The sequence below is a fragment of the Azospirillum sp. genome (assembly GCF_035627195.1).
Lineage (GTDB): Bacteria > Pseudomonadota > Alphaproteobacteria > Azospirillales > Azospirillaceae > Azospirillum.
In genome coordinates this window covers 1-24,751 of sequence record NZ_DASPMG010000429.1, presented here as the reverse complement: position 1 = coordinate 24,751, position 24,751 = coordinate 1, and the positions used below count along the sequence as shown (strand labels likewise).

Here is a 24,751-nt window from a genome sequence, read left to right as displayed (position 1 = left end):
GTGGCCGCGCATCGTGCTGCGGATCGTGCTGCCCGGCGCCCTGCCGGGCATACTGGCGGGGTTCCGCATCACCGCGTCGATCGCGCTGATCCTGGTGGTGGCGGCAGAGATGATCGGGGCCGAATACGGCATCGGCGCCTTCGTGCTGAGTGCCGGCAACCTGATGCTGACCGACCAGCTGCTGGCCGGCGTGCTGATGCTGTCGGTGCTGGGGCTGGCCATCGGCACGGTGCTGACGGTGCTGGAACGGCGCCTGCTGCGCTGGCGGTAGGGATTTCTTTCAACGACAAGGGAGGGGAACGTGCGGAAGGGGTGGATGTTCGGCCGGCGGGCGGTGCTCGCGGCCATCGGCGGCGCGGTGCTGGCGGCAGCCGGCCCGGCGCTGGCGCAGGGGCTGGAGAAAACGTCGGTCGGCGTGCTGGCGCTGTCGTCCTCGGCGCCGATCTACATCGCCAAGGCCAAGGGCTATTTCGAGAAGGAAGGGCTGGACGCGGAGCTGAAGATCCTCACCTCCGCCCAGCAGGTGCCGGTGGCTGTGGCGTCGGGCGACGTGGACTTCGGCGTCACCGGACTGACGGCGGGCTTCTACAATCTGGCATCCAAGGGCGCCATCACCATGATCGCGGCGCAGAGCCGCGACGAGCCGGGCTTCCAGCTCAGCGCCTACGTGGCCGGCAACGCCGCCACGGGCCTGGACAAGCCGGCCGACCTGAAGGGCAGGCGAATCGCCATCACCACGGTGGGCTCGACCTTCCACTACATGATCGGCCTGTTGGGGCAGAAGTACGGCTTCTCGGTCAAGGACGTGACCATGGTGCCGCTGCAGGACGTGCCGAAGATGGTCGCCGCCTTCAAGGGCGGGCAGGTGGACGCCATGATCGCCCCGGTGACCGTGGCGCGGCAGGTTGCGTCCGACGGGGCCGGCAAGATCATCGGCTGGGTCGGCGACGAGACGCCGTGGCAGCTGGGCGCGCTGTTCACCAGCCCGAAGATGGTGTCGGACCGCCGGGCGACGGTGGAGAAGTTCATCCGCGCCTACCAGCGCGCCACGGCCGAGTACCACGCCGCCTTCAACACCCGCGACGCCTCCGGCCAGCCGGTGAAGGGTCCGGGCTACGACGAGCTGCTGGGCATCGTCGCCGAAGCCACCAAGCAGAAGCCGGAGATCGTCGCCGCCGGCCTGCCCTACATCGACCCGCAGGGGCGGCTTCTGGTGAACGACATCCACAACCAGGTGAAGTTCTGGCAGTCGGAAGGGCAGGTGGACAAGGCGCTGGACGCCAAGACCATCCTGGACCTGTCGTTCGTCCAGGGTCACATGGGTGTGCCGAAGTAACACGACGGCGTGCCCCCTCCCGGCTTCGCCGACGCTCAGCCACCCTCCCCCGCGTTGCGGTGGAGGGTAGAGAGCGGCGGCAGTCCCCTCCACCGCCCTGGGCGGGGGAGGGTTAGGGAGGGGGCAGCAGCGTTCTCAGCGCCGGGTCTTCTCGCGCCCCTCGGTGCGCTCGACCTCCGCTTCCGTGCGGCGGGCGGTTTCGTTGATGGTCTCCTTGCGGGTCTCCACCGTCTTGGAGACGTTCACCTCGCCGATCAGGCGGGCGGCCTTGCTGACCTCGGCCTCCTCGACGGTTTCCTGCATCTCGACCACCTCGGGCTTCAGCGCCTTTTCCGCCTCCTCGGGGCTGAGTTCCTCGTCGCGGTCGCGGTGCTCGACCTTCACCTTCTCCTGACGCAGCGACACGGTCTCGCGCACGGGCTGCTCGACCACGTTGGTGCGCACGCGAACGCCCCGCGTGACCGCCCGCTTGCCAATGGAAACCTCCTCCTCGACCTCCCGCAGGGTTTGCCGTTCGGTCGTGTCGGACTGTCCCCGTTCCTCTTCGGCGGGCAGGGCGCCGTGGTCGCGCAGCACGGCGACGGCCTGGTCGGCCATCTCGTCGGACACCCGCGCGGTGATCACGATCCGCCCCTCCTCCAACTCGGCGCGCAACTCGTCGATCTCGTCCTGGTCGAAGCCGAGATCCTCCAGCGCGTCGGCGTCCCCGGCGTTCTGGTGTACCGCGATGGCCTCGCCACGGCACCCCAGCTTGCCCAGCGCCTTGCGCACCGGGTCGATCTTGGCAGAGTCGTCGTATACCCCGATGACGATCGTCATGGTTCCAGCCTCTGTTCGCTGCTGATGGGTGGAGATGGTCGCCCGCGTCAGGCGGGGCCGTCGGCGTCCGGGCTCAGGCGTTCCACGGTTGCCTCGGTGCGCCGCACGGTCACCTGCTGCGGCTGGTGCCGGATGGCCTCGCGCTTGGTCAGGCGGATCTCCTCAACCACCTTCCAGCGCTTCTCCACCACCACGACCTCCTCCATGACGGAGATGATGGTGGTGTCGCCCTCCTGGCGGACAGGGACGGGACCTTCGACCCACCGGTCGACGGGCAGCCGCTCGACGTCCACCGTCTCGCAAACCAGGGGCTCGTCGACGGTGCGCGCACTCTCGATCACGCGCGTCCGGACCCTGACCTTGCTGCTGATCCGCTTCCTTTTCCGGACGCTGACGGTCTCTTCCACGATCGGAAGGCTCACCTGCGCGAGATACTGCTCGCCGTCCATCGGCTCTCTCCCGTTCGTCCCTGTCTCATCACTCCCAACAGGGCCTCGCGGGTGGGGTTCCGCAGTGCAGCATCAATCTTCTGCGGCGCAAAAAGAGGTGGCGGGAAGGGGATGGCGGAAAGGCCTATCAGGGCTTCTCCGCCGTCTCCGGCAGGACAGTGACGGCGGCGAGGTGGACGAGCACGCCGCCGAAGGTGCTGTCCGTTTCCAGCCGTACGGGCAGCACCGGCCCGCCGGGGCGCAGCGGGGCGATCCAGACGTCGAGCGGCGGGCGCTCCTCGTCGCTGCCGCGCTGCCAGAAGCCGGTGCCCTCCGACAGCTTGCGGCCGGCCAGCGTGCGGCTCTGCACCCGGCAGTGGCGCGTCATGCCGGCGAACACGGAATAGCGGGACGCGGCCAGCGCCTCCTGCCCGGCATCGCTGAACGTCAGGTCGTAGCGGCGGCGCCCGTCGTACACCGGCACCGTCCGCGCGCAGCCCTCGCCACGCCCGGCGGCGAGCAGCACGCCCAGGTGCGCGCTCAGCGGGTCGGTGCTGCCACGCCGCATCGAATCAGGCACCGTCTCGCGCCCTTCGGCCTGCGGCGTGGGGTCGGCGGCCACGTTCAGCCCGCCCTTGCCGTCGTAGTCCATGCGCACGTTGCGCGGCTCGCCCCGCCAGGCGCTTTCCACCTGATAGCGCGACGGCTGCGGCCCGCCCGGCGTGATGGCGCCCACCGTGCTGGACTGCGTCGTCCACGAGATGATGCGGCCCAGCATGCCCTGGGTGGCGCCCTTCATCTCGATGGCATAGCGGTCGCCGGTCAGCGACAGCAGGGCCTGCACCTCCATCACCGTCATGCCGCCCACGTGCACGCGGTAGTCCAGGCGCAGCCGCTCGGCCCGGGCCGGCAGGGCCGTGGCCAGCAGCGGTGCGGCCAGCAGGCAGGCGGCGAGCAGGCGGGTGCGGGGGACGGTCACGGCGGGCCTCCGGCGGGGGGTTCGAATTTTTTGATTATATGGAGCATTTCCGGCGCTTGACATCGGGAAGGCGGGCCTTTAGAAACCCGTCCACCGCGGACGACACGCCGCGGGCGAGCTCCGGAGCCCAACGGCTCCATGGGATGGGCGCATAGCTCAGCGGGAGAGCACACCCTTCACACGGGTGGGGTCGTAGGTTCAATCCCTACTGCGCCCACCATCCCAAATTCGAAAGGGCCGGACGAGCGATCGTCCGGCCCTTTTCCTTTATCCGCCCGCCGTCGTCACAGGATGAAGTCGTCCGCCGCCATGGCGGAGACGCCGGTGACGTGGATGGTGAAGTCCGCCGTGCCGTCGCCGTTCACGTCGCCTTCCACCGCGTTGCCCGTCCAGCGCAGCTGGCCGGCGGCGGCGCCGAACGCGTCCGTGCCGATGAACGAGAACGAATCGTTGCCCGCGCCGGCCTTGGCGTCGATGCCCGACAGGTCGATGCGATCGCCCTGGGCGTGCGAGAAGTCGGTGACGGTGTCGCCGTCCGCACCCTTGCCGGCCTCCTGGATGGTATCGAAGTCGAATCGGTCGGCGTCGCCGCCGCCGGTCAGCTGGTCCTTGCCGCCGCCGCCGCGCAGAACGTCCTTCTCGCCGCCGCCGTCCAGCGTGTCCTCGCCGGCCTGTCCCTTCAGCAGATCGTTGCCGAATCCGCCGTCCAGCAGGTCGTTGCCGTCGCCGCCCACCAGCGTGTCGTCGCCGGACAGGGCGTAGAACTGGTTGTCGAAGCCGTTGCCGGTGATCAGGTTGGACGTCTCGTTGCCGTTCACGGTCAGTCCGACGGAGTGGCCGAGCGTCACCTCCTCGATCCCATTGGTCATGGAATAGTCCATGATCTTGCAGTCCACGCGGTCGTAGCCGCCGTCGTAGGCCTCGACGACGTGGTCGTACTGGGCGTCGACGACGTACTGGTCGTTGCCGGCCCCGCCGGCCATCCAGTCGTTGCCGCCGCCGCCGTTGAGCGTGTCCGCGCCGGGACCGGCGTCAAGGCAGTCGTCGCCGTCGCCGCCGTACAGGCTGTCGTCACCGGTCTGGCCCCACAGGAAATCGCCGTCCTGGTCGCCGTTCAGCGTGTCGTTGCCGGACCCGCCCACAAGGCCGTCGCGGCCGTAGCCGCCCGACATCAGGTTGTCGCCGGCCTTGCCGTAGGCCAGCACGTCGCCGGCCTCGTCGGTGAAGGACTCGGCGTCCTTGGTGGCCTCCCACACGCCTTTCCAGGTGAAGTGCGGACCGCCGTTGAGCCCGGCCATCATGCCGCCGTGGTCGCCCAGGGGGACGGGCGTGGTGATCAGCGCGAACTGGCCGTCCCAGTGGTGCACCTTGGCCGCCGACCAACTCGCCTCCGGCCCCCAGGCCTGCCCCTTGTCGGTCAGGTAGACGTGGGTGGCGCCGTTGAGGTCGGTGCCGGTGCTCTTGCCCGTTCCGGTGTTGTAGCCGCTGTGCGCGAAGACCTGCGCCGGCGGCGTGCCGGAGGCCGGGTGGAAGTGCGCCAGGGCGGGGTGGGAGCTGTTGCCGGGGTAGAAGGCCGTACCCATGGTGAGCGTGTCGACCGTGAGGCCGCCGAACCCGAAGTCGGATGCGTTGTTGATCCGCAGGTCGAGGTCGAAGCGGAGGTCGTTCGCCTTCTCGTCGTTCGGGATGTTATCCTTGAAGACGTAGGTGACCGGTGCCGTGTCCACGAATTTCGGCGACAGGGCCACGGTGGTGGCGGTGGTCGCCGCGTTGGTGCCGACGACAGGGTCGGCCGCCTCCTCGCCCAGGCGGGTGACGGTCCAGTTGTTGACGGTGAATGCCATGAGAGCCTCCGTATGCCAGCCCCGGATTGGGGGCATTCAGGAGGCAGTGTGGCGAAGGGCGGAGGCCGGGGCTGTGAGCTGCGCCACGGTCCGGCGCACGGGCTGTTTAGAGGAGGTCGGTGTCCTCGTCCTCGATGAAGCTGGACCACTGCCGCTCCATCCGGCGCAGCATCTGGTGCGTGGCGTCCAGCGTCTGCCGCTCGGCCTCGCCGGTCAGCAGGGAGCCGGCCAGCGCCGCCACCGTCTCGCGCAGGCGGCCGGCCAGTTCGGACCCCTTGGGCGACAACCGCAGGCTGGCGGCGCGCTTGTCGCGCTGCGAGGCGGTGCGCAGGACGTAGCCGCCGTCGACCAGCTGCTTCAGGTTGTACGATGCGTTGGAGCCGATGTAGTAGCCGCGGGTCATCAGGTCGCGGACGTTGATCTCGCCCTCGCCCATGTTCAGCATGATCATCACCTGCGCCGGGGTGATGTCGTTGATGTCCATGCGGTTCAGCTCGATGCGCAGCACGTCCAGGAAGCGGCGGTGCATGCGCTCCACCAGGCGCGCGACCTCCAGGTAGGTCTGCGGGGAGGCCGGCTTCTCCGCCGCGCCGCTGCGCCCGCCGTGGATCTCGTAGATGCGCGCCATGCTGCGACCCCCGCCATGCCGAAGAACCGCGGCGCGACCGGATCGCCAGCGGTGTATGGCACCACTAGGGGCATAACACCGTTAAAAAAGAGTGAGTCCGCGGTGAAAGCAACTTTTGCTATTGCTGTGCGTTCCTAACTTGCTCGGGGGCGATCCCCACGGTGTTACCGAACGAAGGAGAGCGACATGCGCGGTGCACTGCTCTGGCTGGTCGGGATTCCGATCCCGGTCATCATACTTTTGTACCTGTTCAACGTGATCTGACGGAGCCGCCGTTTTCCGGGATGGCGCCGCGCGCTACATTTCCTGCCGTCCCTGGCGGTGGAGGAGTGGAGATGCGCGCGTTTTCCCGGATGGCGGCGGTGCTTCCGGCCGTTCTGGCCGCCGGCCCCGCGCTGGCCGACGATCTCAGCTACCACGGCTACGCGGACCGGCGGGAGCATCCCTTCGCCTGCCAGATGGCGTACTACGCCGACAAGACCGGCGACCACCCCTCGGCCATCACGATCCTGGAGGACTGCATCGCCCAGGGGAACGTCTGGTCGATGATCTGGATGGCGATGCTGCACGAGAACGGGCAGGGCGTGCCGAAGAGCCTGGAGGCCTCGGCCGCGCTGATGGAGCGCGCGGCGTCCATGCGCGACCCCGCCGGCTACGCGTCGCTGGCGCGCTACCACTGGGGCATGGCGCTGCTGGAAGGGCGCGGCGTGCCGCGCGACGAGGCGGCCGCCGCCCACTGGCTGCGCCTCGCGGCCGCCGAGGGCGTGCCGGAGGCGGCCGAGGCGCTGGGGGCGATGACGGCGCGTTGATGTCGGGTGTCGACGTTGGGTTTTCGCTGGCGCTCAACCCAACCTACGGGCCAACCTACGGGAACGGCCAGTAGGTTGGGTTGAGGCCGAAGCCGAAAACCCAACGCTTAACGCTCCTCAATCCACCCGCGAATCCAGCGCGTATCCCGCCGAGCGCACCGTGCGGATGACGTCCGCCTCGGTGTCGCCGTTCAGCGCCTTGCGCAGGCGGCGGATGTGCACGTCCACGGTGCGCGGCTCGACGTACACGTCGTGGCCCCAGACGATGTCCAGCAGCTGCTCGCGCGAGAAGACGCGGCCGGGGTGCTGCATGAAGTGGCGCAGCAGGCGGAACTCGGTCGGTCCCAGGTGCACGTCGCGGCCCTGGCGGCGCACGCGGTGGCCGGCGAGGTCCATGACTACGTCGCCGAACTGCAGCAGTTCATCCGACGTGCCGGGCGCCGCGCGGCGCAGCACGGCGCGCATGCGGGCCGTCAGTTCGGTCGGCGAGAAGGGCTTGGTGATGTAGTCGTCGGCGCCGGAGTTCAGGCCGCGCACGCGGTCCGCCTCCTCGCCCCGCGCGGTGACCATGATGATGGGAATGTCGCGGGTCTTGGCGCCGCGGCGCAGCTGCCGGCACACCTCCAGCCCGGACATCAGCGGCAGCATCCAGTCCAGCAGGATCAGGTTCGGCACGCGTTCGGTCGCCAGCAGCAGCGCCTCCTCCCCGTCGCCGGCGACGACGGTGCGGAAGCCTTCCTTCTCCAGGTTGTAGCGCAGCAGCGTGACAAGGTCGGCCTCGTCCTCGACGATCAGGATCAGGGGCTTGAGGGCGGGGTTCATGCTCGCACCGGACTCACGGGAGTGGCTCTCGCGGGACGGGGGCTTCGGCAGGGGCATGGTGGCGTTCATGCGCCGGCTCCCTCGGCGGAGGGGAGGGGGGCCGGTGCGACGGCGTCCGGCGTCACGGCATCCGGCGTGACGATGGCGAAGCTGCTGGAGTCGCCCTTCTGCCGATCGCCGGCCAGGGCGTGGCCGCGCACCAGGAAGTGGATGGTCTCGGCGACGTTGGTGGCGTGGTCGCCGATGCGCTCCAGGTTCTTCGCCATGAACAGCAGGTGCGTGCACGGCGTGATGGTGCGCGGGTCCTCCATCATGTCGGTCAGCACCTCGCGGAACAGGCTGGTGTACAGCCCGTCCAGGTCCTCGTCGCGCTCGCGCACGGCGATGGCCTTGTCGACGTCGCGCTCGATGTAGGCGTCGATGACGTCCTTCAGCATCTCCTCGACCAGCCGGCCCATGCGCGGGATGGCGGCGGCCGGGCGCACCGCCGGGACCTGCGCCAGCGCCAGCGAGCGCTTGGCGATGTTGGCGGCGTAGTCGCCGATGCGTTCCAGGTCGGCGGAGACCTTGAGGGCCGAGACGATCTCGCGCAGGTCGCTCGCCATCGGCTGGCGCAGGGCCAGCAGGCGGATCGCCTCGCCGTCGATGGCGCGCTCGTAGTCGTCCAGGCGCTGGTCGGCCTGCATCACCTGGGCGGCCAGCGTGGCGTCGCGGCGGGCGACGGCGGCGACGGCCGCCTTCACCTGCGCCTCGGCCACGCCGCCCATCTGGGTCAGCAGGTTGGACAGGCGCTCCAGTTCCAGCGAATAGGAGCGCACCGTGTGCTCGGGGGTGACGGGCATGACGGGGCCTCGCTCAGCCGAAGCGGCCGGTGATGTATTCCTCGGTCTTCTTGTTGGCCGGGGCGGTGAAGATGTCCTCCGTCGGGCCGTACTCGACCAGCTCGCCCAGGTACATGAAGGCCGTGTAGTCGCTGACGCGCGCGGCCTGCTGCATGTTGTGGGTGACGATGGCGATGCAGTAGTCCGACTTCAGCTCGTCCACCAGTTCCTCGCACTTGGAGGTGGAGATGGGGTCGAGCGCCGAGGTGGGCTCGTCCAGCAGCAGGACGGACGGCTTCACCGCGATGGCGCGGGCGATGCACAGGCGCTGCTGCTGGCCGCCCGACAGGCTGAGGCCGGACTGCTTCAGCTTGTCCTTCACCTCCTCCCACAAGGCGGCGCGGCGCAGCGCGAACTCCACCCGCTCGTCCATCTCGGCCTTGGACAGCTTTTCGTAGAGGCGCACGCCGAAGGCGATGTTGTCGTAGATCGACATGGGGAAGGGCGTCGGCTTCTGGAACACCATGCCGATGCGCGCGCGCAGCAGGTTCAGGTCCTGCTTGGGAGACAGGATGTTCTCGCCGTCCAGCAGCACCTCGCCGGTGGCGCGCTGCTTGGGGTAGAGGTCGTAGATGCGGTTCAGGATGCGCAGCAGCGTGGACTTGCCGCAGCCCGACGGGCCGATGAAGGCGGTCACGCGCCGGTCGTACAGCGGCAGCGAGATGTCCTTCAGCGCCCGGTAGTCCCCGTAATAGAAGTCGAGGTTGCGCACGCTGACCTTCTCGGTCAGCCCGGTGGTGTGGGCGGCGCCGTTGCGCTGGAAGTCGATGCGGACGTCTGCGCGGCCATCGGCGCGGCCAGCGGCCCGGGGGCTCGGTTCGGTCATGGTCATTGGCGGCTCGTGCTGAGGGAGGCGAGGAGTCGGGCGACGACGTTGAGCGTCAGGATGGACAGCGTGATCAGCAGCGCCCCGCCCCAGGCGAGCCGCTGCCAGTCCTCGTACGGCGACATGGCGAACTGGAAGATGACGACCGGCAGGTTCGCCATCGGCGCGTTCATGTCGCTGCTCCAGAACTGGTTGTTCAGCGCGGTGAAGAGCAGCGGCGCGGTCTCGCCGCTGATGCGGGCGATGGCCAGCAGCACGCCGGTGATCATGCCGTTGCGGGCGGCGCGGTAGGCGACCATGGTGATCACCTTCCAGCGCGGGGCGCCCAGCGCCGCCGCCGCCTCGCGCAGGCTGCCGGGGACGAGGTTCAGCATGTCCTCGGTCGTGCGCACGACGACGGGGACGACGATCACCGCCAGCGCCATGGCGCCCGCCCAGGCCGAGAAGTGGCCCATGTGGATCACCATCACCTCGTACATGAAGAGGCCGACGATGATGGACGGGGCGCTGAGCAGGATGTCGTTGATGAAGCGGATGACCTCGGCCAGCTTGGTGTGCTTGCCGTATTCGGCCAGCCACGTGCCGGCCATCACGCCCACCGGCGTGCCCACCGCGGTGGCGACGCCGGTCATGATCAGGCTGCCGTAGATGGCGTTCAGCAGGCCGCCGTCGCTGCCCGGCGGCGGCGTCATCTCGGTGAACAGGCGCGGGCTGATGGCGCCCAGGCCGTTGGTCAGCAGCGTCCACAGGATGGCGACCAGCCAGAACAGGCCGAAGCCGGCGGCACCCAGCGCCAGGGTCAGCGCCACCCGGTTGGTCAGGCGGCGGCGGGCGTAGAGGCCGTGGTTGAAGCCGTTGGGGGTTCCCAGGGTCGTGTCGGTCATGGCGTCAGGTCCCCGCCTTCTGTTGCAGGCGCAGCAGCATGATCTTGGCGACCGCCAGCACGCTGAAGGTGATGACGAAGAGGATGAGGCCGAGTGCGACGAGCGAGGAGGTGTAGATGTCGCCCACCGCCTCCGTGAACTCGTTGGCGATGGCGGCCGAGATGGTGGTGCCGGGGGCGAGCAGCGAATGCGCGATGCGGTGCGAGTTGCCGATCACGAAGGTGACGGCCATCGTCTCGCCCAGCGCGCGGCCCAGGCCCAGCATGACGCCGCCCACCACGCCCACGCGGGTGTAGGGCAGCACCACCTTCCACACCACCTCCCACGTGGTGGCGCCCACGCCGTAGGCGGATTCCTTCAGCATCGGCGGCACCGTTTCGAACACGTCGCGGGTGATGGACGTGATGAAGGGCAGAACCATGATGCCCAGGATGAAGCCGGCGGTGAGCACGCCGATGCCGTACGGCGGCCCCTGGAACAGGCCGGAGATGCCGGGGACGTTGCCCAGCGTGGCGATCAGGAAGGGCTGCACCGTCGACTGCATGAAGGGGGCGAAGACGAACAGGCCCCAGATGCCGTAGATGATCGACGGGATGCCGGCCAGCAGTTCGATGGCGACGCCCAGGGGGCGCTTAAGCCAGGCCGGGCAGATTTCGGTGATGAAGAGGGCGATGCCGAAGCTCACGGGCACACCGACGGCCATGGCGATGGCCGACGTGACGAGGGTGCCGTAGATCGGCGCCAGCGCGCCGAACTTGTCGGTCACCGGGTTCCACACCTCGGTCGCCACGAAGGACAGGCCGAAGGCGGAGAGCGCCGGCATGGCTCCCTCCACCAGGGCGAGGATGACCCCGCCGAGGATGACGAGGACGGCCACGGCAAAGAACATCGTGGCGTAATGGAAGGCCGCGTCCTGGAGACGCTGGCGGCGGGCGTGGCCCTGGACGGCGATGCGGTCGGTCACGCTGCTGACGGCGAGTTCGGTCATGTCGGCTCCGCTGAGTGGGGGTGGGAAGCTCGACGGAGCCATCGAGCTTCCCTTCTCCATCCGGTCGACCACGGACGTGGGTGGCGGATTACTGGGCCGACGCGGTCCACACCGGCTTGTCGCCGGCCTTGATGCTCTCGCCCCAGGTCTTCTCGACCATCTTCACGACGGCCGGCGGCATCGGGACGTAGTCCAGATCGGACGCGAGCTTGTCGCCCTTCTCATAGGCCCAGGCGAAGAACTTCAGCGCCTCGGCGGCGGCGGCGGCATCCTGCGGCTGCTTGTACATCAGGATGAAGCTGGCGCCGGTGATCGGCCAGCTCTCGGCACCCGGCTGGTCGGTCAGCAGGACGTAGTAGCCCTTCGAACCGGCCCAGTCGGCGTTGGCGGCGGCGGCCTGGAAAGCGGTGATCTTCGGCTCGACGAACTTGCCGTCCTTGTTCTGCATCGCCAGGAACGGGATGCCGTTCTGCTTGGCGTAGGCGTACTCGACGTAGCCGATGGAGCCTTCGGTCTGCTTGACCATGTTGGCCACGCCCTCGTTGCCCTTGGCGCCGATGCCGGCCGGCCACTGGACGGAGGTGTTCGCGCCGATCAGCGTCTTGAACTTCGGGCTGGTCTTCGACAGGTAGTCGGTGAACAGGAAGTTCGTGCCTGACCCGTCGGAGCGGTAGACCGGCGCGATGGCGGTGTTCGGCAGGTTGACGCCGGGGTTCAGCGCCTTGATCTGCTCATCGTTCCACTTCGTCACCTCGCCCATGTAGATGTTGGCGAGGACGGTGCCGTTGAGCTTGATCTCGCCCGGCTTGATGCCCTTGAGGTTGGTGACCGGGACGACGCCGCCCATGATCATCGGGAACTGCAGCAGGCCCGCGCTGTCCAGCTCCTCCGGCTTCAGCGGCATGTCGGAGGCGCCGAAGGTGACGGTCTTGGCCTTGATCTGCTTGATGCCGCCGCCCGAGCCGATCGACTGGTAGTTCAGGCCGACGCCGGTCTCCTTCTTGTAGGCGTCCGCCCACTTCGAATAGATCGGGTAGGGGAAGGTGGCGCCGGCGCCCGAGATGTCGGCGGCGTTGGCGGAAACGGCGATCAGGCCGACGGCGCCGATGGTGGCGCCACGCAGGATGGCTTTGGTCAGGGTCAGCACGGTGGGTCTCTCCCTCGCGAATGTGCGCGACAAAAATGCGACTGAGCAGGCGAGGGGGACCGTAGCGGTGCTGGAAGACGCGAACGTTGCGGTTCAATGACGGTTTTATGAAATTGACGGCGGGGCGGGCAGGGAGTGCCGTTGGGTTTTTGCGGCTGACGCCTCAACCCAACCTACGGCGCCGTCGTAGGTTGGGTTGAGCGCAGCGAAAACCCAACGTTCCTTGCGTCTTCAGACGTCCAGCCCGATGTCCAGGTTGGGTGCGCTGTGGGTGATCCAGCCGACCGAGATCATGTCCACGCCGGCCTCGGCGATCGGCCGCACGGTGGCCAGCGTCACGTTGCCCGACGCCTCCGTCACCATCCGGCCGTCCACCAGGGCCACGGCGCGGGCCAGCGTCGGCGGGTCCATGTTGTCGAGCAGGACGGCGTCCACGCGCAGGTCCAGCAGTTCCTGGAGCTGGTCCAGCGTGTCCACCTCCACCTCCACCTTCACCATGTGGCCGATGGCGGTGCGGGCGCGCTCCACGGCCGGGCGGATGCCGCCGGCGATGGCGATGTGGTTGTCCTTGATGAGCACCGCGTCATCGAGGCCGAAGCGGTGGTTCGCCCCGCCGCCCAGGCGCACCGCGTGCTTCTCCAGCGCGCGCAGGCCCGGCGTGGTCTTTCGGGTGCAGACAATGCGGGCGTTCGTCCCCTCCACCGCCCGGACCAGCGCGCGGGTCGAGGTGGCGATGCCCGACAGCTTGCCCAGCAGGTTCAGCGCCGTGCGCTCGCCGGTCAGCAGGGCGCGCGCCGTGCCGCGCAACGTGGCGATGGTGCCGCCGGCCGCCACGTCGTGGCCATCGGGCGCTTCCACCGCGATCGCCATGGCGGGGTCGAGGATGCGGAAGGCGGACAGCGCCGCCTCCAGCCCGGCCACGCGCCCCTCCTTGCGGGCGACGATGCGGGCGGTGGCGGTGGCGTCGGCGGGAACGATCGAATCGGTCGTCAGGTCGCCCGCCCGCCCGAGGTCCTCCAGCAGGGCGGCGCGGACGATGGGCTCGTAGATCAGAGGACTAGGCATGCGGCGTCTCCAGGCGCGGCGGCCATGCCGTCCAGCGCGTCGCGGGTGAGAATGGTGCGGCGGGCGGCGGGGTCCGCCTGGGGGAAGTCGGTGCGGAAGTGGGCGCCCCGGCTCTCTTCGCGGGCCAGGGCCGCGTGGACGATCAGCCGGCCGACCAGCAGCAGGTTGCGCGCCTCGCCCCAGCGGCGCACGGCGTCCGCGTCGGCATGGCTGCCGGGCAGGGCGGCGAGGTCGGCGTCCAGGCGGGCCAGCCGGTGCGCCGCCGTGCGCAGCCCGGCGCCGTCGCGCACCAGCCCGGCGCTTTCGTAAAGGCCGCGGCGGGCAGCGGCGACCAGCATGCCGATCAGCCCGGCCGCCCCGGCACCCGGAACGGGCGGCGGTTCCGGCAGCGCAAAGGGTGGCGGCACGGCGGCGCGCCGGACCGTCACGTCGCGCGCCACGCGGGCGCCGAACACCAGCGTTTCCAGCAGCGAGTTGCTGGCGAGGCGATTGGCGCCGTGCACGCCGGTGCACGCCACCTCGCCGCAGGCCCACAGCCCGTCGACGCTGGTGCGCCCATGCGCGTCGGTCCACACGCCGCCCATGTGGTAGTGCGCGGCCGGGGCTACCGGCACCGGCTCCGTCCACGGGTGCAGGCCGGCTTGCCCGCACAGGCCCAGCACGGTGGGGAAGCCGTCCGGCTTGGCGGCCAGCGCCGGGCGCAGGTCGAGGAACACCGACTCCCCCGCCGCGACGCGGCGGCCGATGGCGCGCGCCACCACGTCGCGCGGCGCCAGTTCGGCCAGCGGATGCTCCGCCACCATGAAGCGGTGGCCGTGCCGGTCGAGCAGGACGGCCCCGGCTCCGCGCAACGCCTCGGTCATTAACGGTGCCGGGCCGTCGCCCGCGTCCACGGCCAGCGCGGTCGGGTGGAACTGCACGAACTCCACATCGGCGAGCCGCGCCCCGGCGCGGGCGGCGAGCGCCAGCCCGTCGCCGGTGGCCTCGGCCGGGTTGGTGGTGCGCAGGTACGCGGTGCCGACGCCGCCGGTGGCGAGCACCACGCGCGGGCAGCGGTGGAACACCCAGCCCTCGGGGTGTCGGGCCAGCAGGCCGCAGGCGCGCCCGTGGCGCACCACGAGGTCGACGGCGAAGGCCTCCGGCTCCACGGTGATGTACGGGGTGGCGCGCACGCGCTCCGCCAGAGCGGTGACCAGGGTGCGGCCGGTGGCGTCGCCACCGGCGTGCACGATGCGGGCGTGGCCGTGCGCCGCCTCCCGCCCCAGCACGGGCGAGCCGTCGGACGCGCGGTCGAAGGGCAGACCGTCGGCCAGCAGCTCGGCCACGCGCTCCGCCCCCTCCGCCGCCAGGAGGTCGGCCACGGCGGCGTCGACGAAGCCGGCGCCGGCCGCCACCGTGTCGGCGGCGTGGTGAGCCGGGGCGTCGCCCTGCCCGAGTGCGGCGGCGATGCCGCCCTGCGCGTGCAGGCTGGAGCCGCCGGGCAGGTCGGCGGTCTTGGTCAGCAGCGTGACCGGGCGGGGCGCCAGTTTCAGCGCCACCGTCAGCCCGGCGAGGCCGGAGCCGACGACCAGCACCTCGGAATCACGGACCGTGAGCATGGCGGTTCCCCCCTACGCACGGGGTTTCGGCTTGACGGCCAGCATGCGCTCCACCGACCGGCGGGCGCGGTCGGCGAGCTCGGCCGGGATCTCCACGCGCGGCTCCAGCGTTTGCAGCGCGGTGAGGATGTTCGCCAGGGTGATCCGCTTCATGTGCGGGCACAGGTTGCAGGGGCGGACGAACTCCACGTCGGGCAGCGAGGCGGCGATGTTGTCGCTCATCGAGCATTCGGTGACCATGAAGACGCGCGGCGGGCGGTTCTTCGCCACCATGTCGATCATGTGCGCGGTGGAGCCGACGAAATCGGCGGCGGCCAGCACGTCCGGCGGGCATTCCGGATGGGCGATGACGACGAGGTTGTCGAAGCGGCTGCGGAACTCCGCGATCTCGGCGCCGGTGAAGCGCTCGTGCACCTCGCAATGGCCCTTCCAGGCGATCACCTCGACCGAGGTCTGGGAGGCGACGTGCTTTGCCAGATATTCGTCGGGCAGCATGATGACGCGCGGCACGCCCAGCGATTCCACCACCTCCACCGCGTTGCCGGAGGTGCAGCAGATGTCCACCTCCGCCTTCACGTCGGCCGAGGTGTTGACGTAGGCGACGATCGGCACGCCGGGGTATTTCTGGCGCAGCAGCCGCACGTCCGCAGCCGTGATGGATTCCGCCAGCGAGCAGCCGGCCGCGGCGTCGGGGATCAGCACCGTCTTGGACGGGTTCATCAGCTTGGCCGTCTCGGCCATGAAGTGCACGCCGGCCACGACGATGACGTCGGCGTCCGTCTCCGCCGCCTGCCGGGCCAGCGCCAGACTGTCGCCGACGATGTCAGCCGCGCCGTGGAAGATCTCCGGCGTCTGGTAATTGTGCGCCAGGACGACGGCGTTGCGCTCCCGCTTCAGCCGGTCGATGGCGTGGATGATGGGGGCGTGGAACGGCCACTCGATCTCCGGGATCACGCGCTTGACGCGCTCGTACACCGGCTTGGTGGCCTCGGCGACCTCGGGCGTGTAGGCGAGGGCGGCCGGATCAAGGCTCTGGGGCTCGCGCAGCAGCGTGTCCATGGAATATGCTCGCTGTGAGTGAAAGGCATATTGCTCGTATAGAGCATAACACCGACGCGAGGTGAGTCAACCGGCCTTTCTTCCGAACCATTCGCCCTCACGCCGGTTGGTGTGGGGGAGGGCGCCGGTGCCGGCGCCCGCTCAACCCATTCAAGGAGATTGAGCCATGCATGCCAGGGAGATGATCAGCACCCACCCGCACGTCCGCGGCAACACGAACGATGCGCTGATCCGCTGCATCGAGGAATGCTACGACTGCGCCCAGACCTGCACGACCTGCGCCGACGCTTGCCTGGGCGAGGCCAAGGTGTCCGATCTGGTGCAGTGCATCCGCCTGAACATGGACTGCGCCGACGTCTGCGCCGCCACCGGCGCCGTCGCCACCCGCCGCAGCGGTTCCAACGAGCAGGTCATCCGCGCCATGCTGGAGGCCTGCGGCACCGCCTGTCGCCTGTGCGCGGAGGAATGCGAGCGCCACGCCCAGATGCACGACCACTGCCGCATCTGCGCCGAGGAATGCCGCAGCTGCGAGGAATCCTGCCAGAAGGCCCTGCAGAGCATGCGGCACTGATCGGAACGGCGGGGCGGCGTGTCGAGGATGCCGTCCCGCTCGCGCTCCCTTCAGCGCTGCAAATCCAATCCGCCTGTTTCGGAGAGCAGCCGCATCATGCAGTCGACAAAACGTTCAGCGCTTTGGACCGCTGTTGCAGCGCGCTCCAGCGGTACCACCGAGTCTTCTCCCATCTCATAGTCGGCCACGGCCTTCAAATTGTAGGCCTGTGTCAGGAAACGCCGGAGATCCTGCTCGATGCTGGGTTCCGTTCGCATCAAGCGGCTGAACTCGGTGTGAACACCCTGGTGTGTCTTGGCCGCTTTCCCCGTTTGCTCGAAGATTACTGCCTGTGCGGCGTGGAACGCGGCAAGATAGGCATTGCGGCCAGCGTCGTTGCCGAGCCCGACGTTGAGATTGACGTGGGCATAGCCGAGGCAGCGGCGCGCCTTTTCGAGATAGCCGGCGGCTTCCGGCGTCACAGATCCAGCCCCTCCCGCCGGACCTCGCGCATGAGCGGCGTGCGCTCCCGATAGGATCCGGCACGATAGGGCATGGCGTGGATGAAGGCGCCGGTTTCGTCCATCACGTCGGCCGCAATAGCGGCAATGCGATCCGACTCTTCCCAGCGGTCGGCGAGATCCGTCAGGAACACGGCCACGTCGTAGTCGGAGTCCGGCCGCGCATCGCCCCGCGCGCGCGACCCGAACAGGACGATGCGCTCGATGCGGTCGCCGTACGCCTGGTGAAGGGCGGCGCGGAAGCGGGTCAGAACCGGATCGGAGGAGGCCATATCGGGAATCTATCACAAAACCGCATGTCGGATAGAGCGCCCCCTACGCCTCCGGGATCGCCCGCGCGCTGGTGCGTTCGTGGATGGCTTGGCGGCGGAAGCGGTAGAGTTCGGCCGGGCGGCCGCCGGTCTGGCTTTCGAACGCGCCGGTCGGCTCGACCAAGCCGGCGGTCAGCATGAGGCGGCGGAAGTTCTGCTTGTGCAGCCGCGCCCCCGACAGCGCCTCCACCACCTGCTGGAGCTGGTGCAGCGTGAAGGTGGGCGGCAGCAGTTCGAAGACGATGGGGCGGTACTTCAGCTTGCCGCGCAACCGCGCCAGCGCGGTGGCGGCGACGCGCCGGCCGTCGCGCGCCATCGGGCGGCCCAGCGCGCGCGGCATCTCGCGCAGCGGCGGCCGGCCGTCCTCGGCGCCGGCCAGCGATTCGAGCTGGCGGTCGCGGTGCGCCTCCACCACCAGCCCGGCCTCGTACAGCAGCTCGTAGCGGTCCAGCACGCGTTCGGCGTCCCAGTCGTCGGTGCCGAAGGCCATCTGAACGCGCTCGCGTCGGCGCACGCGGGCCGCCTCGTCCTCGCCGGTGCGGACCCAGCGGTCCAGGGCCGGCAGGATGACGGTGTCGAGCAGGGCGGGGCGCTCGTCGCGCCAGTCCTCCCACGGGAAGTGGTCGTACAGGTCGCGCCACTCGGCCTCCGCGTCGCCGCCCAGGGGGTCGTCGCGCACCAGCGCCAGATAGCCGACGGTCATCGAGCGCGGGCCGCCGAACAGTTCGTGCGGGTCGCGGAAGCGGTCGCCGAAGGTGTAGAGCTGCTCCACGTAGCGCAGCGTCAGGCCCGACAGCCCTTCCGCCACGGCGCGCACGCCTTCCTGCAGGGTGCGCCAGCGCTCCGGCTCGAAGGCGGCGCCGGGCAGCGCGTCGCGGTGCGGCGGCGGCTCGGCGCCGGTGCGGTGGCTCTCCGGGATCTCGAAGCCGCTGCGCACGACCACGAGGCGCGGGGTGGCCCCCGCCACCGCCACGATGACGGCCGTCAAGCCGAGCTGCACGTTCACCGTCACGCCAATTCCCCCACCGCCGCACGGGTGACGCGAACATAGTCGCGGCGGGCAGGCGCCGCCAGCGCGGGTGCATACGAAAATCGGCGCGCGGCGATTGAGGTGGATCAATTCATACGCCCGGCGGTGTTGTCGGGCATCGTGCGCTGCGGTATAAGGCCGCGCGCCTTCGGACCGCATTCGGGGCGCCCTTCGGCCAACTTCGGGGCTCCCGGCCGCCCCCCTCAGCGCAGGAAAGTTCGAGAGAAAATGGAAGATATCGGCGTCACCCTGAAGGCCCTGGTGCTGCTCGTCATCGTTCTGGCGATCCTGATCGGCTCCATCGTCGCGGCTCCGCAGTTCACCGTCCTGCTGGCGACGCTGCTGGCCTGGGCCAACCTGGCCTGGCTGTTCCGCCTCACCCTCTACCGCTGAGGCGCGGTCCGGGAGGCGCCTTCGGGCGCCTTCCTTTGTTTTTGGGGGCTCAGTCCTGCGGGATGATCCCGCCGCCGGCGGCCTTGAAGATCGCGATCACGCTGGCGTTGTGCATCATCAGCATGCGGATGACCTGATCCGGCGGCGGCAGGAAGCCGGTCCGCGTGTAGCTCTCGACGATCGCCTCCAGGTTGGCGAGCAGCGACGGATCCTCCACCTCGCCCGCGTGCAGGTAGGCCAGCATGACGTGGATCCGCATCAGCCGGCGCATGTCGTCGTAGCAGCGGTCCGCCGTGGCGGGATCCAGCTTCGGCCACTTCATCCCGCGCTTGGTCATCACCTTCGACACCAGTTGCCCGGCGCCGAAGCAGTCGTAGGGTGCGCAGCCGGTGAAACCGTGCGCCTCCCGCTCCTTCCAGATGCCGCATTTCATACGGCGGGTGTCGATGTGTTTGCACGGCGTGCCGGGCGGCTTGGGCTCGGGAAAGCCGTTTTCCGGCTTCAGGTTGAGCGCCACGCAGCACAGCGCCTGGCAGCGGCCGCAATCGGCGCGGAATCGGGTGGGGAGATCCTGGAGCATGCCCCACCATCGGTTGCGCAACCGTCCCCCGTCAAGCGGCATGCGCCACGGTGTGCGTCGTCCGATGCTGGACAAAGGGGGTGTCCAGCCATTATCCCAGCGCGCAACCGGAACCTGAGCAGAGGACGCGAGCCATGGCCCCCCTTCCCATCGTGCGCACCGTCGCCGACCTGCGCGCCCAGGTCGGCGCGTGGCGCCGCGCCGGCGAGACCGTGGCCCTCGTCCCTACCATGGGGGCGCTGCACGCCGGGCACATGGCGCTGGTGGAGCAGGGGCGCCGGATGGCCGACCACGTGGTCGCCAGCGTCTTCGTGAACCCCACACAGTTCGCCCCGCACGAGGATTTCGACCGTTACCCGCGCGACGAATCGGGCGATGCCGCCAAGCTGGCGCAACACGGCTGCGGCCTGCTCTATGCCCCCTCGGTGGCCGAGATGTACCCGGAGGGCTTCGCCACGGCGATCAGCGTCGGCGGCCCGGCGGAGGGGCTGTGCGGCGCCTTCCGCCCGCAGATGTTCGGCGGCGTGGCGCTGGTGGTGACCAAGCTGTTCCTACAGGCGCTGCCCGACGTGGCGCTGTTCGGCGACAAGGACTACCAGCAGCTCCAGGTCATCCGCCGCTTCACCCGCGATCTCGACATCCCCGTGCGGGTGGAGGGCGTGCCGACCGTGCGCGAGGCGGATGGCCTCGCCCTGTCCTCGCGCAACGCCTACCTCAGCGCCGATGAGCGCGCCCGTGCCCCGGAACTGCACCGCGCGCTGAGTGGTGCCGCGGCGGAGCTGGCCGCCGGCATGGCGGCCGGCGCGGTGCTGGAGCAGGTGAAGGCGCGCATCGCCGCGGCCGGCTTCCGCTCTATCGACTACGTGGAATTGCGCGACGCCGACACGCTGGCCCCCGTGGAGCGGGTGGAGCGCCCCGCGCGCCTGCTCGCCGCCGCCTGGATGGGAAAGGCGCGGCTGATCGACAACGTGCCGGTGGTGAGGGGGTAAACCCTATCCCACGCCGTGGCGCAGCAGGTACTCGGCGAAGTCCTTGGGCTTGGCCTTGATTTCGCCCAGGGGCTCGTCCGGGCCGGCCTCGAGGGAGCGGGCGAGCAGCAGGCTGTTCGCCACCTTGCCCGGCGGCACGCGGAAGATGCCCGTGGCACCCTTGAGGTGCGGGTAGTAGTTCGGATCGACCGGCTTCTCGCGCGCCGACAGGCGGGCCAGCACGTCCTCTTCGCTCACGTCGGCGTCCTGCTGGGCGACCGGCTTCCAGTCGGCGGTGCCGGCCCAGACGGCGGCGATCGCCGCCTTGGCGCCCGCGGCGTCCTCGGCCACGCCCACCTTGTAGACGTGCTTGCCCAGGCCCACGTCGGACGCCCATTTCGACAGCGCCGCGCTGCGCGCGACGTACACCACCGCCATGACCACCTCCCACCGAATGGCCGCAAGGATGCCCCGAGCAATGGGGCGTTTCAATGTGAAAGCGTGGCCGGCTGCGAAGGCATGGCAGGTTGGGCGCGATGGAGGAGCAGACGAAACACGCGGGTGGTCCGCTCCTCCGAGTGATGGTGGTCGCCTCACCCCAGGCGTTTGCGGTTCAGGCCGGCCGCATTAGTTCCACGCGTGCAGCACGGTCTTCCATTCGTTGCCCTGGCGCTCCAGAACGTTGGACCAGTTGCCTTCGTACTGCTTCTTGCCGCCGCCCTCGCCGGGGCCGGTGGCCTGCCAGCGGCCGTAGGCGTAGCCCATGTCGCCCTTCGTCTCGGCCTGCTGTACGGTGACCTTGTGCTGGCCGAACCCCTTGCCGACGGTCGTCGTCCAGAACTGCTGGATGTTCGAATCGCCGGTCACGGCCGCGCCGCCCGGCGGCAGCAGCGCCGCCTTGGAGCCATACATCTTTGAAAGCTGCGCCGCGTCCCCTTTGTTGAAGGCCTCATCCCACTTTGAGGCGGCGGACTGGACAGTGGACTTGAAGTCTTGGGCGTGCGCCGCGGGCACCGGAGCAAAAGCGGCAAGAAGGAACAGCACGCTTGCATTGCGGACCGTCTTCATCTCACACCTCCCATGACATGGAGCGGGACGTGCGGTGTCCCGCCTGTTCACACATATGGCAGGATGGTGTGCGGTCCAGATCCTCCGCCCTTTGTTGCGGAGGATGGCCCCTCAAACCGTCGCGACCGCGTCCTCGCCGGTCAGCGCGCGGTGCAGCGCCGCCGGCATGATCGGCTTGTGCAGGACCGTGCAGCCCAGCGCCTGCGCCTCGCGCAGGAGGCTCGCGGCGGTCTCGCCGGTCAGCAGGATGCCGCGCGGAACCGGGCCCGGCCGGGCGGCCAGCGCCTTCAGCACGCCGATGCCGGTGGCGCCGTCCGGCAGGTGGTAGTCGGTGACGACCACCTCCGGCGGGCGGGCGGTCGCGTCCAGCCACGCCAGCGCCTCCGGCCAGGAAGCCGCCTCGTGCGGGTCGTAGCCCCATTGCCGGATCATGGCGACCAGGGCGGCGCGCACCAGCGCGTCGTCCTCGATCACCAGGACGGCGCTGCCGCCGCCGTCGGGCTCGTCCCTGTCGGCCGGGGCGGCGTCGGCCGGGGCCGGCACCTCGTTCAGCGGCACGCGGACGGTGAACACCGACCCTTGGCCGACGCGCGAATGCAACGCCAGCGGGTGGCCGAGGAGGGTCGCCAGCCGCCGCACGATGGCGAGGCCGAGCCCCAGTCCCCGCTCGCCGCCGCTGTCCGGACGCTGGAGCCGGTGGAACTCGCGGAAGATGGCCTCCTGGTGCTCCGGCGCGATGCCGGGGCCGGTGTCGCTGACGTCGACCACCAGGTACGCCCCCTCCACCTGCGCCTCCAGGGCCACGCTTCCCTGCTCGGTGTAGCGCAGCGCGTTCTCGATCAGGTTGCGCAGGATACGGCCCAGCAGTTCAGGGTCGCTGCGCAGCGTGGCGGGCACGGCGGAGACACGCCAGCCCAGGCCGCGGGCGGCGGCGCGTGGGGCGTAGGCGTCGTTCAGCTCGTCGAACAGGCGCGAGGCGGGCAGGGGGCCGACGCGCGGCGTCACCTCCCCGGCGTCGAGCTTGGAGATGTCCAGCAGCCGGTCGAGCAGGGAGCGCAACGCGTTCAGGCTCTTCTCCAGGCTGCTGACCATGGAGGCGCCGCGCTCGCTGGTGACGTGCGGGGCCAGCGCGCTGGCGAACAGCAGCGCCGACTGAAGCGGCTGGCGCAGGTCGTGGCTGGCGGCGGCGAGGAAGTGCGTCTTGGCGTGGCTGTCGCTCTCCGCCTTACGGCGGGCCAGTACGGCGGCCTGCGTCTCGATCACCGCGCGCTCATGCGCCTTGCGCTCGGTCAGGTCGGTGGAGATGCCGACGAAACCGATCGGCTGGCCGTTGCGGCCCGGCAGCGCGGTGACGGCCAGCAGCACCGGGAAACGGGTGCCGTCCTTGCGGATGTACGTCCATTCGCGCTCCACCGGCTGGCCACGCCGGGCGAGCGCCACAAACGTGTCGAAACCGGGCGCCACGGGCTCGCCGAGTTCGGCGCTCAGGCGCGCGGCCTCGGCGACCACCTCGTCGCGGTCGTGGATGACGATGGGGGTGGTCTTGCCGACCAGATCGAGGCGCGCGTAGCCCAGCGCCCGCTCGGCCGCCGGGTTGACGTCGATGATGGTGCCGGCCTCGTCGGTGGCGATGATCAGGTGGCTGGCGTTGTCGAAGATGGCCTGCTGGATGGCGCGCGCCCGCTCGCCGTCCTGCCCCCCGTCGTGAGCCGCTTCCGGGGCCATCGCCATCGTTCCTCCCGAGAACGCCTGACCGCTGTGCGGCCGTGCTGTGAAATCGCGGATCTACCTCTTTCGTATGGCCAATGGGCACGGCGGCGCAAGGGGCTTCGCAGCCGGCGGTCGCCGGGACGGATCCGCTGCCTATCTTCCTGGGCGAACGACCACGAACGGAGAGGGAGGACACCATGCCTTATGATTCCGTCGAGACCGCCAACCGGCTCGGACTGAAGGACCCGGCGCTGCTGCGCTTCCAGGGGTACGTCGACGGCCAGTGGGTGGACGCCGACGACGGCCGCACGGTGGAGGTGACCGACCCCGCCGGCGGCGCCGTGCTGGGCACCGTGCCGCTGATGGGGGCGGCGGAGACGCGCCGCGCCATCGCGGCGGCCGACCGCGCCTGGCCGGCGTGGCGGGCCAAGACCGCCAAGGAGCGCGCCAAGGTCCTGCGCACCTGGCACGACCTGATGATGGCCAACCAGGAGGACCTCGCCCGCATCATGACGGCGGAGCAGGGCAAGCCGCTGGCCGAGGCGCGCGGCGAGGTGGCCTACGCCGCCTCCTTCATCGAGTGGTTCGCGGAGGAGGGCAAGCGCCTGTACGGCGACACCATCCCGCAGCACCTGCCGGGACGCCGCATCGTTGTGGTGAAGGAACCGATCGGCGTCACCGCCGCCATCACGCCGTGGAACTTCCCGGCCGCCATGATCACCCGCAAGGCCGGGCCGGCACTGGCCGCCGGCTGCCCGATGGTGATCAAGCCGGCCACGGCCACGCCGTTCTCCGCACTCGCCATGTGCGTGCTGGCGGAGCGTGCGGGCATCCCCGCCGGCATCCTGGCGGTGGTCACCGGATCGGCCGGCGCCATCGGCGGCGAGATGACGTCGAACCCCACGGTGCGCAAGCTATCCTTCACCGGCTCCACCGAGATCGGCAAGCAGCTTATGGCGCAGTGCGCCGGGACGGTGAAGAAGGTGTCGCTGGAGCTGGGCGGCAACGCGCCCTTCGTCGTCTTCGACGACGCCAACCTGGACGCGGCGGTGGCCGGGGCCATGGCGTCGAAATACCGCAACACCGGGCAGACCTGCGTGTGCGCCAACCGGCTGCTGGTGCAGGACGGCGTCTACGACGCCTTCGCCGAAAAGCTGGCCGCCGCCGTGCGGGCGCTGAAGGTCGGCCCCGGCCTGACGACCGAGGGCGCGCAGCAGGGCCCGCTGATCGACATGAGCGCGGTGGAGAAGGTGGAGGACCACATCCGGGACGCCGTGTCGAAGGGGGCGCGGGTCGTGGCGGGTGGCAAGCGGCACGAACTGGGCGGCAGCTTCTTCGAGCCGACCATCCTGGCCGACGTGACGCCGGCGATGAAGGTGGCGCGGGAGGAGACGTTCGGCCCGGTGGCGCCGCTGTTCCGCTTCACGACGGAGCAGGAGGCGGTGCGCATGGCCAACGACACCGAATTCGGCCTCGCCGCCTATTTCTACAGCCGCGACATCGGCCG

28 protein-coding genes and 1 tRNA gene are annotated in these 24,751 nt (G+C 69.8%); 8 read left to right on the top strand and 21 right to left on the bottom strand.

Translation table 11 applies throughout. The annotated features are described in order from the left end of the window. Positions 1-271 (top strand): ABC transporter permease (locus tag VED21_RS36680; RefSeq protein WP_324891085.1); only part of this gene is annotated, 271 nt, incomplete at its 5' end. Positions 272-301: 30 nt separating this feature from the next. Continuing rightward, positions 302-1,336, top strand: coding sequence for an ABC transporter substrate-binding protein (locus tag VED21_RS36675; protein WP_324891083.1), 1,035 nt, complete (start codon positions 302-304; stop codon positions 1,334-1,336). A gap of 135 nt (positions 1,337-1,471) precedes the next feature. Here the strand turns inward: VED21_RS36675 and VED21_RS36670 are convergent, their stop codons facing one another. The 3 genes from VED21_RS36670 to VED21_RS36660 form a co-directional block, all read right to left on the bottom strand. Continuing rightward, entirely contained in the window at positions 1,472-2,155 is a 684-nt protein-coding gene (locus VED21_RS36670) for a YsnF/AvaK domain-containing protein (protein WP_324891081.1), read from the bottom strand. 47 nt (positions 2,156-2,202) lie between these two features. Beyond that, the gene (locus VED21_RS36665) at positions 2,203-2,604 is read right to left on the bottom strand and encodes a YsnF/AvaK domain-containing protein (RefSeq protein ID WP_324891079.1); all 402 of its coding nucleotides are present in this window, start codon (positions 2,602-2,604) and stop codon (positions 2,203-2,205) included. Positions 2,605-2,731: 127 nt separating this feature from the next. Then, positions 2,732-3,562, bottom strand: coding sequence for a DUF3108 domain-containing protein (locus tag VED21_RS36660; RefSeq protein WP_324891077.1), 831 nt, complete (start codon positions 3,560-3,562; stop codon positions 2,732-2,734). Positions 3,563-3,707: 145 nt separating this feature from the next. On the opposite strand from VED21_RS36660, the gene VED21_RS36655 reads away from it, so the two are divergent. After that, positions 3,708-3,782 (top strand) — tRNA-Val (locus VED21_RS36655). Between the two features lie 64 nt (positions 3,783-3,846). Here the strand turns inward: VED21_RS36655 and VED21_RS36650 are convergent. Together VED21_RS36650 and VED21_RS36645 are read right to left on the bottom strand one after the other, a co-directional pair. After that, on the bottom strand, positions 3,847-5,406 hold the full coding sequence (locus VED21_RS36650; RefSeq protein WP_324891075.1) for a calcium-binding protein: 1,560 nt from the start codon (positions 5,404-5,406) through the stop codon (positions 3,847-3,849). A 106-nt stretch (positions 5,407-5,512) separates the two neighbouring features. Beyond that, a complete protein-coding gene (locus tag VED21_RS36645) occupies positions 5,513-6,034 on the bottom strand; it encodes a MarR family winged helix-turn-helix transcriptional regulator (protein ID WP_324891073.1) in 522 nt (173 codons plus the stop codon). 335 nt (positions 6,035-6,369) lie between these two features. Between VED21_RS36645 and VED21_RS36640 the strand changes: the two genes are divergently transcribed. Further along, positions 6,370-6,843, top strand: a complete 474-nt coding sequence (locus tag VED21_RS36640) for a hypothetical protein (RefSeq protein WP_324891071.1) — start codon at positions 6,370-6,372, stop codon at positions 6,841-6,843. Positions 6,844-6,960: 117 nt separating this feature from the next. On the opposite strand, the gene phoB is transcribed toward VED21_RS36640, so the two are convergent. The 9 genes from phoB to nadA form a co-directional block, all read right to left on the bottom strand. Next, positions 6,961-7,665, bottom strand: a complete 705-nt coding sequence (gene phoB, locus VED21_RS36635; RefSeq protein ID WP_324891087.1) for a phosphate regulon transcriptional regulator PhoB — start codon at positions 7,663-7,665, stop codon at positions 6,961-6,963. A gap of 65 nt (positions 7,666-7,730) precedes the next feature. Next, positions 7,731-8,507: a phosphate signaling complex protein PhoU gene (gene phoU, locus VED21_RS36630; RefSeq protein ID WP_324891069.1), complete on the bottom strand. Its 777-nt coding sequence runs from the start codon at positions 8,505-8,507 to the stop codon at positions 7,731-7,733. Positions 8,508-8,520: 13 nt separating this feature from the next. Then, a complete protein-coding gene (pstB, locus tag VED21_RS36625) occupies positions 8,521-9,372 on the bottom strand; it encodes a phosphate ABC transporter ATP-binding protein PstB (protein ID WP_324891066.1) in 852 nt (283 codons plus the stop codon). Positions 9,373-9,374: 2 nt separating this feature from the next. Continuing rightward, entirely contained in the window at positions 9,375-10,256 is an 882-nt protein-coding gene (gene pstA / locus VED21_RS36620; protein ID WP_324891065.1) for a phosphate ABC transporter permease PstA, read from the bottom strand. Between the two features lie 4 nt (positions 10,257-10,260). Next, on the bottom strand, positions 10,261-11,244 hold the full coding sequence (gene pstC / locus VED21_RS36615) for a phosphate ABC transporter permease subunit PstC (protein ID WP_324891064.1): 984 nt from the start codon (positions 11,242-11,244) through the stop codon (positions 10,261-10,263). Between the two features lie 88 nt (positions 11,245-11,332). Continuing rightward, positions 11,333-12,391 (bottom strand): phosphate ABC transporter substrate-binding protein PstS, encoded by a 1,059-nt coding sequence (pstS, locus tag VED21_RS36610; RefSeq protein WP_324891062.1) that lies wholly within the window; start codon positions 12,389-12,391, stop codon positions 11,333-11,335. Between the two features lie 231 nt (positions 12,392-12,622). Further along, positions 12,623-13,456, bottom strand: coding sequence for a carboxylating nicotinate-nucleotide diphosphorylase (nadC, locus tag VED21_RS36605; RefSeq protein WP_324891060.1), 834 nt, complete (start codon positions 13,454-13,456; stop codon positions 12,623-12,625). Beyond that, the gene (locus VED21_RS36600; protein WP_324891058.1) at positions 13,441-15,054 is read right to left on the bottom strand and encodes an L-aspartate oxidase; all 1,614 of its coding nucleotides are present in this window, start codon (positions 15,052-15,054) and stop codon (positions 13,441-13,443) included. The genes nadC and VED21_RS36600 overlap by 16 nt, the downstream gene beginning before the upstream one ends. A 12-nt stretch (positions 15,055-15,066) precedes the next feature. Beyond that, positions 15,067-16,113 (bottom strand): quinolinate synthase NadA, encoded by a 1,047-nt coding sequence (gene nadA / locus VED21_RS36595; RefSeq protein ID WP_324891056.1) that lies wholly within the window; start codon positions 16,111-16,113, stop codon positions 15,067-15,069. Positions 16,114-16,279: 166 nt separating this feature from the next. On the opposite strand from nadA, the gene VED21_RS36590 reads away from it, so the two are divergent. Next, positions 16,280-16,684 carry a four-helix bundle copper-binding protein gene (locus tag VED21_RS36590; RefSeq protein ID WP_324891054.1) on the top strand — a complete coding sequence of 135 codons (405 nt, stop codon included), beginning with the start codon at positions 16,280-16,282 and terminating at the stop codon, positions 16,682-16,684. A gap of 50 nt (positions 16,685-16,734) precedes the next feature. On the opposite strand, the gene VED21_RS36585 is transcribed toward VED21_RS36590, so the two are convergent. Genes VED21_RS36585 through VED21_RS36575 form a run of 3 tightly spaced genes read right to left on the bottom strand, consistent with a single transcriptional unit; the run spans position 16,735 to position 18,507 of the window. Continuing rightward, positions 16,735-17,145, bottom strand: a complete 411-nt coding sequence (locus tag VED21_RS36585; RefSeq protein WP_324891052.1) for a HEPN domain-containing protein — start codon at positions 17,143-17,145, stop codon at positions 16,735-16,737. After that, a complete protein-coding gene (locus VED21_RS36580; protein WP_324891050.1) occupies positions 17,142-17,456 on the bottom strand; it encodes a nucleotidyltransferase domain-containing protein in 315 nt (104 codons plus the stop codon). Before VED21_RS36580 ends, VED21_RS36585 begins: the two co-directional genes overlap by 4 nt. Before the next feature lie 43 nt (positions 17,457-17,499). Continuing rightward, positions 17,500-18,507 (bottom strand): NUDIX hydrolase, encoded by a 1,008-nt coding sequence (locus VED21_RS36575; protein ID WP_324891048.1) that lies wholly within the window; start codon positions 18,505-18,507, stop codon positions 17,500-17,502. A 246-nt stretch (positions 18,508-18,753) separates the two neighbouring features. On the opposite strand from VED21_RS36575, the gene VED21_RS36570 reads away from it, so the two are divergent. Further along, positions 18,754-18,918 (top strand): sugar tyrosine-protein kinase, encoded by a 165-nt coding sequence (locus VED21_RS36570; protein ID WP_324891046.1) that lies wholly within the window; start codon positions 18,754-18,756, stop codon positions 18,916-18,918. A 49-nt stretch (positions 18,919-18,967) separates the two neighbouring features. Here the strand turns inward: VED21_RS36570 and VED21_RS36565 are convergent, their stop codons facing one another. Then, positions 18,968-19,498 (bottom strand): hypothetical protein, encoded by a 531-nt coding sequence (locus tag VED21_RS36565; protein WP_324891044.1) that lies wholly within the window; start codon positions 19,496-19,498, stop codon positions 18,968-18,970. A 134-nt stretch (positions 19,499-19,632) separates the two neighbouring features. On the opposite strand from VED21_RS36565, the gene panC reads away from it, so the two are divergent. After that, positions 19,633-20,487 (top strand): pantoate--beta-alanine ligase, encoded by an 855-nt coding sequence (panC, locus tag VED21_RS36560; protein ID WP_324891041.1) that lies wholly within the window; start codon positions 19,633-19,635, stop codon positions 20,485-20,487. Between the two features lie 3 nt (positions 20,488-20,490). On the opposite strand, the gene VED21_RS36555 is transcribed toward panC, so the two are convergent. The 3 genes from VED21_RS36555 to VED21_RS36545 form a co-directional block, all read right to left on the bottom strand. Beyond that, positions 20,491-20,904, bottom strand: a complete 414-nt coding sequence (locus VED21_RS36555; protein WP_324891039.1) for a hypothetical protein — start codon at positions 20,902-20,904, stop codon at positions 20,491-20,493. Between the two features lie 189 nt (positions 20,905-21,093). Next, entirely contained in the window at positions 21,094-21,534 is a 441-nt protein-coding gene (locus VED21_RS36550) for a YybH family protein (protein ID WP_324891037.1), read from the bottom strand. A 111-nt stretch (positions 21,535-21,645) separates the two neighbouring features. Further along, positions 21,646-23,265 carry an ATP-binding protein gene (locus VED21_RS36545; RefSeq protein WP_324891035.1) on the bottom strand — a complete coding sequence of 540 codons (1,620 nt, stop codon included), beginning with the start codon at positions 23,263-23,265 and terminating at the stop codon, positions 21,646-21,648. Positions 23,266-23,441: 176 nt separating this feature from the next. On the opposite strand from VED21_RS36545, the gene VED21_RS36540 reads away from it, so the two are divergent. Further along, a partial coding sequence (locus VED21_RS36540; protein ID WP_324891033.1) for an NAD-dependent succinate-semialdehyde dehydrogenase occupies positions 23,442-24,751 on the top strand: 1,310 nt, incomplete at its 3' end.

Coding starts and splice junctions, on each gene's coding strand:
- VED21_RS36670 (WP_324891081.1), bottom strand. CDS start 2,155: ATGACGATCGTCATCGGGGTATACGACGACTCTGCCAAGATCGACCCG.
- VED21_RS36665 (WP_324891079.1), bottom strand. CDS start 2,604: ATGGACGGCGAGCAGTATCTCGCGCAGGTGAGCCTTCCGATCGTGGAA.
- VED21_RS36650 (WP_324891075.1), bottom strand. CDS start 5,406: ATGGCATTCACCGTCAACAACTGGACCGTCACCCGCCTGGGCGAGGAG.
- VED21_RS36645 (WP_324891073.1), bottom strand. CDS start 6,034: ATGGCGCGCATCTACGAGATCCACGGCGGGCGCAGCGGCGCGGCGGAG.
- VED21_RS36640 (WP_324891071.1), top strand. CDS start 6,370: ATGCGCGCGTTTTCCCGGATGGCGGCGGTGCTTCCGGCCGTTCTGGCC.
- phoB (WP_324891087.1), bottom strand. CDS start 7,665: ATGAACCCCGCCCTCAAGCCCCTGATCCTGATCGTCGAGGACGAGGCC.
- phoU (WP_324891069.1), bottom strand. CDS start 8,507: ATGCCCGTCACCCCCGAGCACACGGTGCGCTCCTATTCGCTGGAACTG.
- pstB (WP_324891066.1), bottom strand. CDS start 9,372: ATGACCGAACCGAGCCCCCGGGCCGCTGGCCGCGCCGATGGCCGCGCA.
- pstA (WP_324891065.1), bottom strand. CDS start 10,256: ATGACCGACACGACCCTGGGAACCCCCAACGGCTTCAACCACGGCCTC.
- pstC (WP_324891064.1), bottom strand. CDS start 11,244: ATGACCGAACTCGCCGTCAGCAGCGTGACCGACCGCATCGCCGTCCAG.
- nadC (WP_324891060.1), bottom strand. CDS start 13,456: ATGCCTAGTCCTCTGATCTACGAGCCCATCGTCCGCGCCGCCCTGCTG.
- VED21_RS36600 (WP_324891058.1), bottom strand. CDS start 15,054: ATGCTCACGGTCCGTGATTCCGAGGTGCTGGTCGTCGGCTCCGGCCTC.
- nadA (WP_324891056.1), bottom strand. CDS start 16,113: ATGGACACGCTGCTGCGCGAGCCCCAGAGCCTTGATCCGGCCGCCCTC.
- VED21_RS36590 (WP_324891054.1), top strand. CDS start 16,280: ATGCATGCCAGGGAGATGATCAGCACCCACCCGCACGTCCGCGGCAAC.
- VED21_RS36580 (WP_324891050.1), bottom strand. CDS start 17,456: ATGGCCTCCTCCGATCCGGTTCTGACCCGCTTCCGCGCCGCCCTTCAC.
- VED21_RS36570 (WP_324891046.1), top strand. CDS start 18,754: ATGGAAGATATCGGCGTCACCCTGAAGGCCCTGGTGCTGCTCGTCATC.
- VED21_RS36565 (WP_324891044.1), bottom strand. CDS start 19,498: ATGCTCCAGGATCTCCCCACCCGATTCCGCGCCGATTGCGGCCGCTGC.
- panC (WP_324891041.1), top strand. CDS start 19,633: ATGGCCCCCCTTCCCATCGTGCGCACCGTCGCCGACCTGCGCGCCCAG.
- VED21_RS36555 (WP_324891039.1), bottom strand. CDS start 20,904: ATGGCGGTGGTGTACGTCGCGCGCAGCGCGGCGCTGTCGAAATGGGCG.
- VED21_RS36550 (WP_324891037.1), bottom strand. CDS start 21,534: ATGAAGACGGTCCGCAATGCAAGCGTGCTGTTCCTTCTTGCCGCTTTT.
- VED21_RS36545 (WP_324891035.1), bottom strand. CDS start 23,265: ATGGCGATGGCCCCGGAAGCGGCTCACGACGGGGGGCAGGACGGCGAG.